10 protein-coding genes are annotated in these 17,124 nt (G+C 41.1%); 4 read left to right on the top strand and 6 right to left on the bottom strand.

The annotated features are described in order from the left end of the window. Positions 1–443 precede the first annotated feature (443 nt). The 3 genes from VB620_RS18465 to VB620_RS18455 all read right to left on the bottom strand — a co-directional run bounded on the left by VB620_RS18465 (position 444) and on the right by VB620_RS18455 (position 8,419). Positions 444–3,329 (bottom strand): esterase-like activity of phytase family protein, encoded by a 2,886-nt coding sequence (locus VB620_RS18465; RefSeq protein WP_407674264.1) that lies wholly within the window; start codon positions 3,327–3,329, stop codon positions 444–446. A 285-nt stretch (positions 3,330–3,614) separates the two neighbouring features. Then, positions 3,615–5,909: an alkaline phosphatase gene (locus tag VB620_RS18460; protein WP_323197613.1), complete on the bottom strand. Its 2,295-nt coding sequence runs from the start codon at positions 5,907–5,909 to the stop codon at positions 3,615–3,617. Positions 5,910–6,247: 338 nt separating this feature from the next. Beyond that, positions 6,248–8,419, bottom strand: coding sequence for an alkaline phosphatase PhoX (locus VB620_RS18455; RefSeq protein WP_323197612.1), 2,172 nt, complete (start codon positions 8,417–8,419; stop codon positions 6,248–6,250). A 588-nt stretch (positions 8,420–9,007) separates the two neighbouring features. On the opposite strand from VB620_RS18455, the gene VB620_RS18450 reads away from it, so the two are divergent. From VB620_RS18450 to VB620_RS18435, 4 genes are all read left to right on the top strand, one after another. Continuing rightward, the gene (locus VB620_RS18450; RefSeq protein ID WP_323197611.1) at positions 9,008–9,322 is read left to right on the top strand and encodes a DUF6825 family protein; all 315 of its coding nucleotides are present in this window, start codon (positions 9,008–9,010) and stop codon (positions 9,320–9,322) included. Between the two features lie 115 nt (positions 9,323–9,437). Continuing rightward, positions 9,438–11,123: an ABC1 kinase family protein gene (locus VB620_RS18445; protein ID WP_323197610.1), complete on the top strand. Its 1,686-nt coding sequence runs from the start codon at positions 9,438–9,440 to the stop codon at positions 11,121–11,123. Positions 11,124–11,138: 15 nt separating this feature from the next. Further along, entirely contained in the window at positions 11,139–11,879 is a 741-nt protein-coding gene (locus VB620_RS18440) for a Stp1/IreP family PP2C-type Ser/Thr phosphatase (protein ID WP_323197609.1), read from the top strand. A 574-nt stretch (positions 11,880–12,453) separates the two neighbouring features. After that, complete coding sequence (locus tag VB620_RS18435; protein WP_323197608.1) at positions 12,454–12,651, top strand: NblA/ycf18 family protein; 198 nt, start codon at positions 12,454–12,456, stop codon at positions 12,649–12,651. A gap of 586 nt (positions 12,652–13,237) precedes the next feature. Here VB620_RS18435 and VB620_RS18430 read toward each other — a convergent pair. The 3 genes from VB620_RS18430 to VB620_RS18420 all read right to left on the bottom strand — a co-directional run bounded on the left by VB620_RS18430 (position 13,238) and on the right by VB620_RS18420 (position 16,736). Beyond that, a complete protein-coding gene (locus VB620_RS18430; protein WP_323197607.1) occupies positions 13,238–14,770 on the bottom strand; it encodes a serine/threonine-protein kinase in 1,533 nt (510 codons plus the stop codon). 181 nt (positions 14,771–14,951) lie between these two features. Beyond that, a complete protein-coding gene (locus VB620_RS18425; RefSeq protein ID WP_323197606.1) occupies positions 14,952–15,392 on the bottom strand; it encodes a hypothetical protein in 441 nt (146 codons plus the stop codon). A 159-nt stretch (positions 15,393–15,551) separates the two neighbouring features. Continuing rightward, positions 15,552–16,736: an anhydro-N-acetylmuramic acid kinase gene (locus tag VB620_RS18420; protein WP_323197619.1), complete on the bottom strand. Its 1,185-nt coding sequence runs from the start codon at positions 16,734–16,736 to the stop codon at positions 15,552–15,554. Between the last annotated feature and the right edge of the window lie 388 nt (positions 16,737–17,124).

Here is a 17,124-nt window from a genome sequence, read left to right as displayed (position 1 = left end):
TTTAGATAAAACGATGTGGACGAAACTTTGTTCGTATAGATTTTGAAGATGCCAAATGGGTTCTATAAGAAGCCACAACACCTTTTACTCTTGGGGAAGATGATCGCCAATTTTGTCAGCAACAGTAAAAATTAGGTCAACTCCATAATTTTGCGAACTATTAACCTGAGTTAGCTGGATTATGACGAATTGTATATGAGCTATAAACTCATCAATTTTCTTTGTCATGCTGACTCAATCAAGAAGTCCAAATTTAGCAAATTTAGGGAATACTAATTTACTGAATCTGAGTGTTACATCTCATTAAATTCTCATGTAAAAGTTAAGGTTAAATTATGTTTTGATTATTTGTTTATTAAAAATCCCAACATAAAAATCCTCGATTTATTAAGTAAATCGAGGATCTGAAACTTTCTAAAAGTCAAAAATTACTGCTATGTATTTTAAACAAAAGCAAAATCAGCAGCAGTTAAACCAGTGGTATCAACTCCACTCAACATAGCAACGGTTGTTGCACCAATCATAATGCTGTCACCAGTTAAGGTCAGATTATCGAAGCCAAATCCTGCACCTTGACCGCCAATACCTAAGACATCAGTACCCATTTCAAAGTCAACAATGGTGTTAGGAGTCATAGGGATATCACCGTTAAGAATCCAGAATTGGTCAGCACCAGCACCACCAGAAATTAAGTTACCGCCACCTTCTTGAACGAAGAATTTATCATCACCATCACGACCTAAAGCACGACCATCTGCACCCAGGTAGAAGATGTCATTTCCAGCATCACCAGAGAGACGATAGCCAGTTGCATCTGTAGCATCTAGTACATCATTTCCACTACCACCAAAGGCTTTATCTCTATTTCCTACAAAGATAGTATCATCACCACGACCAGTAAAGATACGGTTATCACCTGCGCGTCTACCACCAAAGGTAACATCGACCTCGTCGTTACCAGGACCGGTAAATACTGTATCGTTGATAGCATCAAAATCAGTTCCACCTATCAAGATATCTGCTTCTGGTGAACCTGTAATCCGGTCTGGTGCCGGTTGACCTACACCCGGAGCGAGATTGAGAAACTGATCTAATTTGAGAGTGATGATTTCGTTGTTGTCAATATCTGGACCACGACCGACAGAGAAAGGATAGTTATTGTCGTTGGCTACCAAAATGGTATTTGAGTTAATAACTAAAACATCTTCAATGGTGACAAATGGGAAATCGAAAGTAGTTAGACCATCGCCGTTGAGGTCATTGGGGTCTTGGATATTCAGTAGATCAACTATTTCTACTTTTTCAACAAAACCATTAGCATCTATGTTGGAAAAATCAACTTTGTAGATTTTTTTGAACTGTGCTGATTCACCTTGACCACCATCTCTTTCAATTACCAGAAATTCATTTTCATTGATGGGGGTAAAGTCACCAATCGCATGGCCAGCGACTTCAGTTTGATAATAACCAAGTAAACCTTGATATGCTTTTGTCGCTACATCAAATTCATAGATCCGCAATGATTTTTCAGGATCACCGTCAACTGTACCTTCTAATAGGGGATATAAGGTGCTGCGGTCAGGGCTATAAGCCATGCCTTCAAATCCACGGGAAGTAGCAAGATTTGGTAAGTATTCATCAACTACCATTCTTCCGGTTTCTGGGAAGTCGGTAAAGAAACCATCTAACCCTAAATCAATTAATTGTCTAAATTCATCTTCTGGAGTTTGAGGAGTACCATCAAATTTAAGAGTCAGATAATTTTCTTCATTCCGCAAGGTGTAGGGGTGAACCTGCATTCCCGCATCATGCGCCCACTCAACAAAAGGACGAATTTCGCCAGTTAGTTGGCTGGTAATTTGTGCTACGCCATCACCATTACCATCCACAGGGGTATCTAAAGATTCCCGCAAAATGAAGCTATTTTTCCAGGGACCAACACCTTCAGCATAGGCAGTACCAAGATAGTCGAAAACTTCTTTGGTAGCTAAATCACCATAATTTGTATCGGGTATACCGTCACCTGTGATATCTTGACCAAAATCGGGAACGATATCAACTAAGCCACCGTAGGTAGCACGGGCTGCGGCTTCGTCAAATGTAGGGTTACTGAAATTATGAACAATGTCATAGGGAACAGAAAAACCACCACCACCAGAATCAGAGTTAAGAGCTTCTACATCTCCCAAAAGTTGTACTAAAGGTAAATCTTCTAACCCAGCAGCAGGGAGGAGATTATTTTGTAAATCTATAAGATTTGCAACTTCAAAGGACTGGATAAAGATGCGATTTGGATCAGTAAAACCAGTTGCTTGTAAGGTTGCAATTAGAGGTTCTTCTAATGATAAACCTTGCTGATCAAAGAAGGTAGGATGTTTTGTTTCGGGATAAATACCGACTTGTTTACCAGTTTCGGCTTCTACTTGTTGGACTAATTCAATTACTTCTTGGAAAGTAGGAATTTCAAATTGACCATTAAAACTTTGATCGCGGAAACTACGGGGTTGAATTGCCCGTATTTGTTTGATTTCTGCGAGGGTGAAGTCTTCCGCAAAGTAAGCTGTGACTTCTACACCATCGAGCATTTTGGTAGATTTGCGATCTTCTCCAAAAACTTCGGCGATGTTGGTAGTATCGTCTAGGATAGGCTCGTGACGAGCAATCAAAACACCATCGCTGGTAATTACTAAGTCAGGCTCAACGAAGTCTGCACCCTGTTCAATTGCTAGTGCGTAAGCTTCTAGAGTATGCTCTGGCCTGTCTCCACTTGCGCCTCTGTGAGCGATAACTAGGGGAGCTTCACCTGTGAGGGTGTTAAATGGTTTTTGTGGCGATCGCACTCCTGGAGTATCTATAGGTGCTTCTAGTAACTTACCCGTAGCATCAAAGTGTAGTAAGTAAGGTCCGAACTCGTCCCCAATCCAGATACTACCATCTTGATCTAAAACTATGGACTCTACATCAAAATCTGCACCAGTTAATAATCTTTCTGTAGTACCTTCATTGACTATTGAGAAAGGAACTTTATTATCAGGATCAGAAAGTTGAATGAAGCCTAAAACATCAACAGAACCATCACCATTTTCTGTGCCTTTAAAGTTAGGATCTACATGATAAATACGTAGTAAATAATCTGCACTATTGCTTTTACTACCGTAACCATTATCTGAGAGAAAATAGAAACTGTTATCGTCTGCAAATTGGACACCACTAAAGCCTTGTACTGGCTGTCCGTTAAATGGACCTGTTCTCCCATTTCCAGAAATCCCATTCCCTGAGTCTGGACCTTCGGCAAAGGTGTCAGCAGGAAGAGAAGCAAAACCAATCAACTCAACGTTATTAGCCATATATTTACATCTCTGGGTTTAATTTTTGTTGCCTAGACAATACTGAATTTTTCCTAACTCACCAATTCAACTAAAAAAGTTTATGAAAGTGAGTATAGAAAAATACACTAGTCAGTTTTATATTTTCATGAAAAGATTAAGAGAAAAATAAGCATTAGAAAATAAAAGGTTAAGTATCCACTTTTGAGTGAATAAAAAAATCCCCGATTTACTTAATAAATCGAGGATCTGAGACTTTCTAAATTTCAAAAATTATTGCTATGTTGTTTAAACAAAAGCAAAGTTATCAGCAGTTAAACCAGTGGTATCAACTCCATTCAAGATAGCAAGGGTTGTTCCACCAATCATAATGCTGTCACCAGTTAAGGTCAGATTATCAAAGCTAAAATTAGCACCTTGACCGGCAATACCTAAGACATCAGTACCTATTTGGAAGTCAACGATGGTGTTAGCAGCCATAGGTAGATCACCGGTAAGAATCCAGAATTGGTCAGCACCAGTACCACCAGAGAGCAAGTTATCACCACCCTCTTGGACATAGAATTGATCATCACCAGCACCACCAAGGGCGCGATCGCCACTACCTAAGAAGAAAATATCATTGCCAGCACCACCAGACATCCGGTTTTCACCTAGAGAATCAGTAGCATCAAATTCGTCATTACCAGCACTACCAAAAACGCGATCGCGCCGACTAACGAAGATAGTATCATCACCGCTACCACCATTGATTCGGTTGTTACGAGCATTACTGTTAAATACCAAATCTACCTCATCGTTACCAGCACCAGTAAATATGGTGTCTTGAACCCCATCTATATCTACAGATGCAATTAAGATGTCTGCATCAGGAGTTCCAGAAACCAAGTCTTGTTGATTGACTTCCGTTACCGAAGCAAACATTGTTTGAGCAATATTGACTTGATCAACTGCATTCGCAAGACCGGGGATTTGGAAACCGTAGGACTCAAAACCTTGACCAATAGAATCTGTTAAAGTTTGTGAATCAACACCTTGATAGTAGACAGGTACAGGACGATTAGTGTGGGTTCCCCAGTCGTACTTATTAGTGTCACTATTTCCCCAGAAGTTACCAGATTCGGCAATTGTGTCAATCGCAGTTAGCTGTTCAGCACCTAGATTTCTGAGTAACGCGGGAAAATCATCAGTTAAGTTCAGATAATGATCGTGGTCAGCAGTAACGATCAATTGGTTATCTTCCCAACCACCATTATTTTCAATCCAATTAATAACAGAACCAATGGCTTTGTCAAAATCCAGAACTGTACCAATTAGGTTGTCAATGTTGTTATCGTGAGCAGACCAATCTATATCTCCACCTTCAACCATCAACCAGAAGCCATCAGGATCTTTACCTAACACTTCTAATGCAGCTTTAGTCAAATCGTCGAGGGTGGGGTTCTCGTTTACCTCTCTAGCAATAAAGGAGGAATCGGTTTCACCAGGTAAAAGTGGTCTGACAGTATCTGGATTTAGTCCTTGGGTAGAGAAGTTACTAAACATTGCCAAGCCAGTGGTACTGTAGTCGCCATCGGCAGAACTAACAGGTAAGTTACCATCTTGACCACGCGCACCATACAGACCCAGCAAGCGATCGCCTTTTTCTGGATCAAGTGCAGCAGCAGTATCTGCCAACACCTGAGCCGCATTTGCACCACGCTCTAAAAATGTGTAGTCATAGATATTGCTGGTAGGCTTGGTGCTTAACTCTTGATAGGTTGTTTCCTTGATATAGGTATTGTCTCTCGGCTCAACACCATCAGGCAATGGGTTTCCAGTATTAGAAAGTGGATGACCACCACCAAGAAGCACAGTTGGTTGGTAAACACGCAATTCTTGCTGCAAGATGGTGTCTAATGAAGCAGTCTCGCTATCAAATTTGTTGCGATTGTTAACAGCAGAAGCAGCAGCAGCAGGGGTAGCATGGTCAATGGGAACAGATGACACAAGACCTGTTGATTTCCCAAGTTCGGCAGCTTCAGACAGAACACTTCTGACTGGTTTCTCAAAAATATCAACACCAGTAGCACCATTGTAACTCTTGATGCCAGAATAAAGTGTAGTAGCTGTGTTTGCCGAGTCAGGATAACTGTACTTAATGTAACTAGAATCATTCCCTGGAGTCCAAGGATTTATACCCCCTCTTACTGGGTCATAACCAACAAGGTTACCAACTGCACCTTCGCTAACTTGTGCGCCACCACTAGATGTATTACCAGGGTTGAAGGTGGGATCAAATACAAAACCTTCACGTACAGCAGCAGTTCCTGTAGGAGTGTTGATGGTTTGGTTAGAATCGTTCAGAGCAGTATTTGATACGTTGAACGTGCCATTAGTACCGGGAATTGTGGTTCCGTAGGTAGTGGCATAGGTGTAACCTATCAATGTTTGAAAGTTTAGCCCCAAACCTTTTCCTTCTGTATAGAAATCAGCTAAGGTTGTACCAGTATTACCCGCTTGAATTTGTTGATAAATAGCAGCAGCACGAGCCATTTCCCAGCCCAAACCGTCGCCAATCATAATGATTGTATTCTTAGCCATGATCGTTGATTTTCCTTAAATAAAATGATGCAGATAAGGGTTGGTATAGATTTAAAAGATGTCAATTACTTGTTAACAGAACCTATGCCATCCTGTAGTGTTGAAGAAAGACCCTTTAGTGATAGTTCTTCGACAAGTACATGAAAACTAAAACTTCAACTAATAGAATCTCAATTCTAGATTAAGGAAGAATTATGATTTGGATACTTATTGATTAAAAAAAATTATTTTTTCGGTAAAGGTAACAATATTGAGAAGGTATAAACTACTTTTTTAACAAGATAAAAAAAAGGGAGAGTTAAGAAAATCTTTCTCTCCCAATTGCCTAAACTAATTGACTAAATGAAAGCAAAGTTAGCAGCAGTCAAGCCTGTGGTATTCAACATAGCCACACTTGTTGCACCGATCATAATGCTGTCACCAGTTAAAGTCAGATTATCAAAGCCAAAATCAGCACCTTGACCTGCAATACCTAAGACATCAGTACCCATTTCAAAGTCAACGATGGTGTTAGCAGCCATAGGTAGATCACCAGTAATAATCCAGAATTGGTCAGCACCAGCACCACCAGAGAGCAAGTTACCACCACCTTCTTGAACGAAGAAAATATCATCACCAGCACCGCCTACAGCGCGACCATCTGCACCCAGGAAGAAAATATCATCACCAGCGCCACCAGATATGCGGTATCCTGTAGCATCTGTAGCATCTAGTACATCACTTCCACTACCACCAAAGGCTCTATCTCTATTTCCTACATAGATAGTATCTTCACCACTACCAGTAGAGATGCGGTTATTACCAGCTAAAACACCACCAAAATAAACATCTACTTCATCGTTTCCAGCACCTGTGAAAACTGTATCATTAATGCCATCAAAGTCGGAACCAGCCACTAAGACATCTGCACCAGTAGAACCAGATACCAATTGAGAATCTTGAATCAAATTAGCGTCGGGAGCAATTAAGAACCCTATCTGACCACCTTGCACAAGGTTGTCATTAGCTTCAACTGTGCCATCTCCATCAGTATCAATACCAGGTTTATTGATAATGTCACCATCACGAAGACTGTGAGCTTGGACATCATAGATGAATTGTGTACCAGGAGCATTACCAAATAGGGTGGAAACATCTAAAATACCGGAAGATTCCCAGTTACCAATATCAGTAGGATTAGGATCAGTTTGACCAGCAGGTACACCAGAGCGATCAATTTGTGCTACACGGGTTGCAGTTGCAGCCGGATTTGCGTCAGAAGGATCAATTCTCCAAATAGAAGCTTCTTCTCCAGAAGATGCACCAAATAGGTCAGAACTAATAGCTCGGTCTTCTTGAAGATAAATTTTGCCATTATCAGCCCAATCTAAGTTATCAGGGCTACGTAGACCAAAATCTCTGTTACCTTCGTCGTTGCCATCATAAAGGATGTTCAAATCAGCAGTAATGCCACTGTCATCAAAGTCAACATCAATTTTATATGTAGTACCCCAGGTATCAGCACCATCAAAGACACTGGTACGACCTGTAGAAGCTAAAACGGCTTGAGTACCATCAAAGGGGTTGGTAGCTACGTCTTCAGGACGAGAGAATAAGAAAGCACCAGCATCAGCCGCTAACGCATCCTGTTGATCTTGGTCAGCAAAACCTTGAGTATCGTAACCATCTGTACCAGCGAGGTCAGGACGGTAGTAGTCAATTTCGACAAACTGACCAGCTGTAGTGTTACCACTACCACTAAAATCTCTAGGATCGGCTTCAATTGCATCAGCCGCATCAGACGCATCATCAGCAACCCAGACGTACAATTTACCGTTATTTAAACCGTTACGTGCTAAGAAACCAGCACCAGCACTAGTATCTTTTTCACCAACGTAAAGAATTAATGGTGCAGCACCTCTATCATCACCGACTAATAGAGCTACTTGATCTGTGTTACCTGTATCAAGTTCTGTTACACTTTCCCAAGCAGCGCGACCTAACCAGGGTAAAGCCCACAATTCACTTGTTTCTACGTCTAGGGCAAACTGCGTACCACCACTGGTTTCTTCACCTGCAAAATAGATAGTGTCTGCAAAACCTCTACCACCACCAAATTGCTGGGCTTCCATTAAGTTTGCAGAACAGAAACGCTGAATTCCTTCAAATTCTAAGTCAGAAGCTTCATCTACAATTTCACCAGCACGGTTATATATCTTGTTGTAAGCTAATCCGGAATCAACTATTTTCAGAGTCCTTTTATCAATATCAAAATAGCTAATCCGTGAGCCTGTCAAGGAAGTACCATTTTCTAGGGTATAAGCATAACCTACATCACTACCTATCTCTGAGTTAACCAGGACTCGAACTGTGGTTTCATTTAGTTCAAAAGCACCTGTACCATCAGGAATACCTGTAGGAGTGTAACCATTAACGGTCTCACCAATAGTAAAAATAGGGTCAACGGTATAACCTTCTAAACCCTTTATTTGGGCTGGTTGTGTTGTATCAAATTGTGTATTATTTGTCATGAAATTTTTTTAGCCTTTTTGTACTGCTTACTGAGTAAACTTTTGGCAAATTTAGGAAAACCTGATTTACCAACTATTAATGTCACACCTCAGTACAGTTTCACGTAGAGGTTAAGATGATATTATGATTCAAGTATCTATTTGATTAAAAAGTGCAGCATAGAAGTTAATTTTTACTTATAAACAGCTTATTTTTATTAGCTTATGTATGAGCGATCGCTATCACCGGAAACATCACACTCTTACCTAAATATGAGTTGATGCGATCGCCTAACTATTTTCGATGCAAATGCTTCGGGTCAATCGACCCAGTACACCAGAGGAATCCTATCAAGAACTCTTAATCTGTCATCATGTCTAAAAATACACAATTTGCTATCCATGAACCCCATGAATACTGACACAAACAGGCGCTCAAACCTCTTTCCTTTGTATACTTTGTATCCTTTGCGGTTGATTCTTCCGTAATTTTGCGTAATTTCTAATTATGATAAATGTCTAAAACTTGAAATTTCTGGTACTCCAGCAGAAGCCGCAAAGCAGGTAGGCAGGTTATAATTCTCTTGCGGAGCAACGTAACAAAAATTTATGAGTAACCCCCTTTTACAAGCCTTTTTCGTAGGCAGAGCTGTAGCAGAAGTAATTAATGAGCGCTTAGAAGTAGCTGTCACCGATGCTTTGAGCGATTTCGGCAAATTTGATGCGGAAGCTAGAGAGCAAGTCCGCCAGTTCACAGAGGAAGTTCTAGAACGGGCAAATCGCGCTGCCGAAGGTGCTGGTTCTGGTCAAAGTCCTGCTTCTGGTTCTGATTCTATGGACTTGCAAGCCACGATTGATGAACTCAGAGCCGAAATTGCCCTGCTGAGAAATGAATTGCAACGTTATCGCAGTAATTCTGTATAGATTTATTCATTAGCAATTAGTCATGCTTACATGACACTTGCTCGTAAATATTTCAGGGTTGAGTGTGTCTTTTCATCCAGGTAATTTGGTTAACAACCAACGGTACACAAAAAATATGGAAACAGGTTATACAGATCAGGCATACCGTTGGAATCGGGAAAATTACTCTAGTAGACGGCGCTTTGTAGACATTTGGGGTTTTGTCTTGACCTTAATGTTTAAACTTTGGCGCTACAACAAATCTTGGAGTTATCCTGGCGGTGTGACTGAGACTAAACAAGTTGCAAGGCGCAAAGCCCAAGCAGTGTGGATTCGTAATACCCTGCTGGAATTGGGGCCAACTTTTATTAAAGTCGGACAGTTATTTTCTACCCGCGCTGATATTTTTCCCGGTGAATATGTGGAAGAGTTGGCTAAGTTACAGGATAAAGTCCCAGCATTTGGTTATGAGCAAGTAGAAAGAAGTATTGAGGAAGAATTAGGTAAGAAAATTCCGGAATTATTCCATAGTTTTGAACCTATTCCCCTGGCGGCGGCTAGTTTAGGCCAAGTACACAAAGCTGTACTACATACGGGAGAAGCCGTTGTGGTAAAAGTACAGCGTCCTGGATTAAAAAAGCTGTTTGAAATCGATTTACAGATTCTCAAGGGAATCACCCGCTACTTTCAAAACCACCCCAAATGGGGACGGGGGCGAGATTGGTTAGGGATTTACGACGAGTGTTCTCGGATTCTCTGGGAAGAAATTGATTATCTCAATGAAGGGCGTAATGCTGATACTTTTCGCCGTAACTTTCGTGGTTATGAATGGGTGAAAGTCCCTAGAGTTTACTGGCGTTATGCTTCACCTAAAGTCTTAACTTTAGAATATGTCCCTGGAATTAAAATTAGCCAATATGAGGCTTTAGAAGCCGCCGGTTTAGACCGAAAGTTGTTAGCACGTCAAGGCGCTCAGGCATACTTGTTACAGCTACTGAATAATGGCTTTTTCCATGCTGATCCTCATCCAGGTAATATTGCTGTTAGTCCCACTGGTGATTTAATTTTTTATGACTTTGGGATGATGGGGCAAATTCAGTCTAATGTACGCGAAGGATTGATGGAAACGCTCTTCGGTATCGCTCAAAAGGATGGCGATCGCGTTGTGCAGTCTCTGATCGATTTAGGGGCGATCGCACCTACAGATGATATGGGACCCGTGCGGCGTTCTGTCCAGTATATGCTGGATCATTTTATGGATCAACCCTTTGAAAATCAATCAGTAGCCGCCATCAGTGAGGATCTATATGAAATAGCTTATAATCAGCCCTTTAGATTTCCCGCCACCTTCACTTTTGTCATGCGAGCTTTTTCTACTTTAGAGGGAGTAGGCAAAGGCTTAGATCCAGAATTTAACTTTATGGAAGTTGCTCAACCTTATGCCATGCAACTAATAACAAATATGAATGGTCCTGATAATAATAGCTTTATCAATGAGTTAAGTCGGCAAGCAGTTCAAGTTAGTACTACAGCCTTCGGTTTACCTCGGAGACTAGAGGATACACTAGAAAAATTAGAACGTGGAGATATGCGTGTGCGTGTACGTTCTATAGAAACGGAGCGTCTGCTACGAAGACAAAGTAATATTCAACTAGGCACAAGCTACGCTTTAATTATCAGTGGATTTACTCTTTCAGCCACGATTTTATTAGTTAATCGTTTTACATGGCTAGCCGTATTAGCTGGTTTAATCGCCATAGCTATGTCAATCATACTGATTCGCTTGCTATCACGCCTCGACCGTTATGACCGCCTGTATTAATTGTTGTCAAAAATTATGAAACTAAACTTCACCGGTGTTACAGATCCGGGACTTGTTCGTACTAGTAACCAGGATGCTTACTATATTGACCCAGATGGGCGATTTTTCATTGTTGCTGATGGTATGGGTGGTCATGCAGGTGGTGAACAAGCCAGTCGCATCGCTACAGAGGAAATTGCCACGTTTTTGCAATCCCACTGGGATGGTGCTGAATCTACCCAAAAATTGCTAGAAAATTCACTGTGGCAAGCAAATAAAGCCATTATACAAGACCAGCAACAGCATCCCGAACGCGCTGATATGGGTACTACAGTGGTAGCTGTGGTTTTTCGCTCCTCAGATTCGCCTTGGTGCGCTCACGTTGGTGACTCCAGGTTATATCGGTTTCGGGAGTCACAATTACAACAAATCACCCAAGATCATACATGGATAGCTAGGGCGATTAAGTTAGGTGATATTACTGAAGATGAAGCCAGAAATCACCCCTACCGCCATATATTATCTCGCTGCTTGGGAAGGGAAGATTTGCATCAAGTTGATGTGCAGCCTCTAGATATGAAATTAGGCGATCGCCTACTACTATGTAGTGATGGTTTGACAGAAGAACTGAATAATCAGAGTATTGCCGATCACCTCCGCAATTCTCCTATATTGGAAAATGCTTCCCATTCTCTGATTGCATCTGCCAAAGAAGAGGGTGGACACGATAACATCACCATCGTCATGGTTTCTGCGGAAGAAAACGCTGCTGTATAGTTTTAATCGGCAATTTTGGATTTTCCCTAATCACTTTGAAAATCCAAAATACCTGATAAATCATTCTTTTAGTACATATACTCAGAAATTTGTTCAACCTGAGCATTTTTCCTATTCTTAAATTGATACAAATACTTTTAACCTCCAAATTTACCCGTTGGAGACTCACACTGCACAATTATGTGCATTGACTTATTGCACACAATAATATATAGCGACTATAATTCACCCTTAATACCTGAAGTTTTCCGAACCCTCTACCAGCAGATCCTCACAGGAGACGTTGAAATGAGTCGCAAAATCAGGGTATTCCCAGCAACTTACTGAATGGAATACGAAAAGTCATTTCTACCCAAGATTTGCTTTCCTTAACCTCAGTAGCACATTCGTTGCTTCAAGTTCAAGAGATCAAAACAGAAAGATTAGCCGCAGGGAAGTGGGCAATTCGTCAAACAATTGTTATCTTTCTTAATATAGAGGCACAAATGTATGAGGAATACTGACCCACTTTTTATACTTGTGGAGTTTCTGTAATCAACATAAATTGTCCGCGTTGTTTTTCTCGGAGTTTATTATGAATCAACCCATCGAACTATCTTTGGAACAGCAATTTAGCATCCGCTCATTTGCTACTCAAGTCCAACACATGAGTAACGACCAAGCAAAAGACTTTTTGGTGAAGCTTTATGAACAGATGATGGTGCGGGAAGCAACTTATCAAGAGTTACTGAAGCATCAGTGGGGCTTAGATTCAGGTTCCACTATGGCATAGAGTCGGTAGTTTGTGTGTCGCAGTGGGCGACCTCCTTCTCTTGCTGAGTTCCACGAAGGAAAGAAGCTGGGGATGCTGGGGCGTCAACTAAAATCGAAGAGGTTTATACTTAATTTCATCAGGAATCAATCTGGACTAAGGGAGGTGAAGATGATTACCCCTATTCTGTTATTATCAATCCCATCTAAAATTAACTTTGACCAAATTTAATCTAGATTATCGGTTATTTGACGGTGTTATCTACTGATAATCATCTGAACGATAAGTCAAAAATAAGAATTCCAAGATGGATAAATCTGACTTGAGGGATATCAGGTATCTATAGACGTAGAAAAACCGAAGATTTTGCCTAAATTAAACAGTGCTTAACTTTTAGCTGCTCTCAGTTTTGTAACGCTGGCAGCTTTAACTTTTAACTGTTACTCATGCCTATGGTATTTCTTATAAATCAAACTTACAACTAGATCGAGATTTTTCTTAACAAAGTGTTACATTCTACCGAAAACTACATTAATCATCGGTCTATTGGGTGACATACTCCTAAACTGATGCAAGCATACAGTGTAGGCTTCTCAGTGACTCTTCTCTAAAAAAAGACTCTTTCCAACTTTGTGAGAATTGTCGGCTTAATTTTTTCATATTCACTTTTAAGCAAACTTTTACTCAGTTGAGGATCAGCAGATGAGGGAAAGGTTTTACTCATTGCTATCCAATGTTGTAGTCGTTGGGGTTGGGCTGTATCGATGCTGGATACTAAGATATGCGAACAGCGTTGTGGGGCTTCCCGTGCAAATAACAACAGACGATAGGAAACCTTTTCTGCTAGTAAGGCGGTAATTTCTTGACCCAGACTAGTTTTCATATCCAGGTAATAAGGTAAAAATTTCGCCCGATCTTGCCGATTGTAAATCACAGTAATCCACAGCAACATCGGGTGGGGAGTATTAATAAATAAAAATTGATTATAAATTTTAGAGTGAACGTGTTTAATAATTTCTGCCTGTGGTAGCATCACCCAAAGGGCTGCTAGGGTCTCGCCGTTATCATGAATGGATTTCGGAAAAACAATATCTGCAATTGGCTTATCACTAGGCCAGGAAGCAGAGCGAAGATCAGATTTTTGCTGTGGTACAGATACCTCTAAATTAGTTTTTATCTTTTGTTCTGGTTTATCCCTAATGATCAAGGACTGAGTGGGTACAGGATGATCAGGTACAGTTGTCTCCTGTATATCATCTTGTTCTAGAGAGTCTAGAACCTGGAGAATATCAGTGATATTTTGGGGGCGATCGCCTGGGGCTTTAGCTAGACAACTCATGACTAAATTTTTAGCTAACTGAGGAATTTCCACGGTGGGAGCAACGTCCACAAATTTCCGTGGTGGTTGATTTTGATGGGTTTTATACCATTCTTTAAAAGAATTAGTTGGTGAAACTAGGGGCATTTTTCCTGTTAGCATCTCGAACATCATCACGCCCAAACTATAAATATCGGCGCGGTTGTCTAATTCCTTACCTTGCATTTGTTCGGGTGAAGAATAAGCCAGAGTCCCCAAATAATATTTTGTCTGTTCAGTATTTCCCTGTAGTAACTTAGCTACTCCAAAATCTAGAACCTTAACCAATTCCCCAAAACTGGGGTCTGGAATCACTAGCATATTACTGGGCTTAACATCACGATGAACAATGGGATAAACTGCACCGTCAATCTTTATACCATCATGAGCGCACTTCAACCCCAAACTGATTTGCCGCGACATACTCAAAAATCTTGGTAAAGATAAACGTTCTTGGCGGATAATCTGGTTGAGGCTCTTACCTGGCAAGTATTCCATTACATAGAATGGAGTGTTATTTGTATCTATACCGTAGTCCATGACTCGGACAATGTGAATGCTTTTTTGCCCTAGTAAGGCGCAGGTTTTGGCTTCCCGCTCAAAGCGGTCTTGTAATCCCATCTTTTGATTTTGGATGGACAAGGCCAGAAATTTTACAGCAACAGGTACACCTCCCAACAAAGTATCCTTAGCACGATAAACCCGACCCATAGCTCCAGTACCAATTAGTTGTTGCAGCTGGTAACGTTTGGCGAGTAAGCGACCAATGTTGGGGTCTGACATAGAAAATTGGACTCCAATGTGTAAGAAAATTAATGAAACCTAAGTAAATTTGCGTTAATTAACTTGATGTTTCTGTGAAATTGATATACTTTTAGTTTGCCCAATTTTGGCTAAGTCCATATCCCATCGAAAAATATTACTTCTGGTTTCTGGTGTTTTCAATTTTGAATAAAGTCTATGTTCATTGACGTTCTAGGTTGGCTTCCAGAGTATCTGTTAACACATGACCTGTCATCATTGCACTACTGAGATGATATGTCTCTTTGGAGAGGCGGTGTATGGTTTCATAGCCACTACGACGTTGGCGATCGCCTATTACCCAGTAGTGCTGCATAATTGTATCGACACCAATCCAACCTTCACCTTCAATTTTGCCCAAAAGATTGTGTTGGAGTAAAAAACTATATTGGCGCTCTCCATTGTCTAACCGTCCCTTATATTGCAAAGAAATTTCCGAGCGATCGCTACCGGGAAATATTAGCTTTGTCGCCATAGTAAACCAGTTATCTCGACTCCAAGCCACCAAGGTCATACCTTTAACGCTGATTGGTACACCATGACGCTCCAGCCAATGGCCTTCCATGCTCCAGCGCCCCGGTTCCAATAAAAAAGTGTGATCCACCTTCTCTGTTCCTTGTCTTGCTCGAATATCCCCAGTACAGCACGACGTAAATCGAAATACCATTGCAATACTGATTTGCCTTCAAGGTCCGGGGGTGATCCACAATTTAAAATTGTGACATACAAGAATTTAATCCTGCTGATGATTTGTGAAATTAACTTATCCACACTTCTGAATATCGCCCAAAAGCATTTCACTAGGTGCGCCAGTGGCCGCAGGTAAATTACCAGGAAGCCCCATCTGTCGCCAGTAGGCTAAAACCGCAAAAGCGATCGCCTCTTTAAAATCGGCATTCAACCCAACTTCATCTGTAGTCAACACGGCTAAGGATGGTAACAGTAACTGTAACCTTTGCTTTAAATACAGATTCCGACTACCACCACCGCATAATAATACCTGTTGAGGCATTTGGGGTAAAAAAGTCTGATAACTGTGAGCAATAGAAGCAACAGTCAGTTCTGTAAGTGTCGCCAATAAGTCAGCCGGATTTAATTGGTAGGGTTCCGCATCTTTTAAACACTGATGTAAATAAGTCATACCGAATAACTCACGACCTGTAGATTTAGGGGGAGGTAGATGAAAGTAATCTTCCTGTAGCCATTGTTTTACTAACGAATAGCAAGGAACACCACTGGCGGCCCAATTACCATTTTGATCATAAGACTTAGCACCATCAGTCAAATGTTGTACTGCCAAATCCAATAAACTATTACCAGGGCCAGTATCCCAAGCCCGAATTTTGGACAGCCAGTCACCACCGCGAGGTGGAATATAAGTCACATTCCCAATCCCACCAATATTTTGAATGCAACGTCCCTCAACGGAATCACTGAGTAAAAAAGCATCTACTCTCGATACAAGGGGCGCACCATGTCCGCCAATATTGATATCTGCTACGCGAAAATTACTCACAGTAGAAATTCCCGTTAGATGGGCAATCACCGCACCGCGTCCTAATTGTAGACTGTAACCTAACTGGATTTTATTACTGATTTCCGGGCTTACTGGTGGTCGGTGGTAGACAGTTTGACCGTGGGAACCAATCAAAGTTGCTGACTGGTGACCGATTTGGATCTTTTCAGCAGCTTCGGCAAAAGCAATAGCGATCGCATCATCTAATTCTGCTAATTCTGCCATAGAAACAGCAAGCCCTCCACCAACGTCTAAAATTTTCTTTCTCAATGCGGGTGTGTAAGCATATGTCTCCCCTGCGAGCAAAGAAATCTTCAAATCTAATTCCCCACCAGAAATTTCCACCAAAGCAGCATCTATACCATCCACGGAAGTGCCGCTAATTAAACCGATAACGCGAGTAGGTACGGTAACTGTTTCAGTCGCATACATTGGCAGAGATTCTTTTATAGATTGCAAAGTTGTACTCAATTTATACTACTTTTTTTCACCTCCTGTTAGTGGAAGCAGACAGTAGAGAAGTTAATAGGACTTACCCAATCATTCTCGCTTCGGCGATATTATAGTCAACTTGCAATGCCTTGAGCAGTTCGGCAAGCCCACTGTAACACCTGTCGAAGGGTTGGCATCCCAGTGACCACGGAAACCCTCTTCACTATCTCAGAGACTACACAGTAGCTTTCTGGAGCTTCTAGCTACGCCGAAGGCTTTCTGAGCTTTTAGATCACTTCTTGTTTTTGTGTGACTGATGTTATTTGCAAACTTTAAAACAGGACAACGTCACGAAATTATCTCCTATTCTGCCGTTGGTCGTTGCTGG

Source organism: Nodularia harveyana UHCC-0300 (assembly GCF_034931085.1).
In the GTDB taxonomy this organism is placed as follows: Bacteria; Cyanobacteriota; Cyanobacteriia; order Cyanobacteriales; family Nostocaceae; genus Nodularia; species Nodularia harveyana.
The sequence above is the reverse complement of the archived record's forward strand: the minus strand, read 5'-3'. Positions and strand labels throughout refer to the sequence as shown.

Excerpts from the sequence above, each read along its gene's own strand:
- VB620_RS18460 (WP_323197613.1), bottom strand. The coding sequence starts at position 5,909 with ATGGCTAAGAATACAATCATTATGATTGGCGACGGTTTGGGCTGGGAA.
- VB620_RS18455 (WP_323197612.1), bottom strand. The coding sequence starts at position 8,419 with ATGACAAATAATACACAATTTGATACAACACAACCAGCCCAAATAAAG.
- VB620_RS18450 (WP_323197611.1), top strand. The coding sequence starts at position 9,008 with ATGAGTAACCCCCTTTTACAAGCCTTTTTCGTAGGCAGAGCTGTAGCA.
- VB620_RS18445 (WP_323197610.1), top strand. The coding sequence starts at position 9,438 with ATGGAAACAGGTTATACAGATCAGGCATACCGTTGGAATCGGGAAAAT.
- VB620_RS18440 (WP_323197609.1), top strand. The coding sequence starts at position 11,139 with ATGAAACTAAACTTCACCGGTGTTACAGATCCGGGACTTGTTCGTACT.
- VB620_RS18435 (WP_323197608.1), top strand. The coding sequence starts at position 12,454 with ATGAATCAACCCATCGAACTATCTTTGGAACAGCAATTTAGCATCCGC.
- VB620_RS18430 (WP_323197607.1), bottom strand. The coding sequence starts at position 14,770 with ATGTCAGACCCCAACATTGGTCGCTTACTCGCCAAACGTTACCAGCTG.
- VB620_RS18420 (WP_323197619.1), bottom strand. The coding sequence starts at position 16,736 with ATGTATGCGACTGAAACAGTTACCGTACCTACTCGCGTTATCGGTTTA.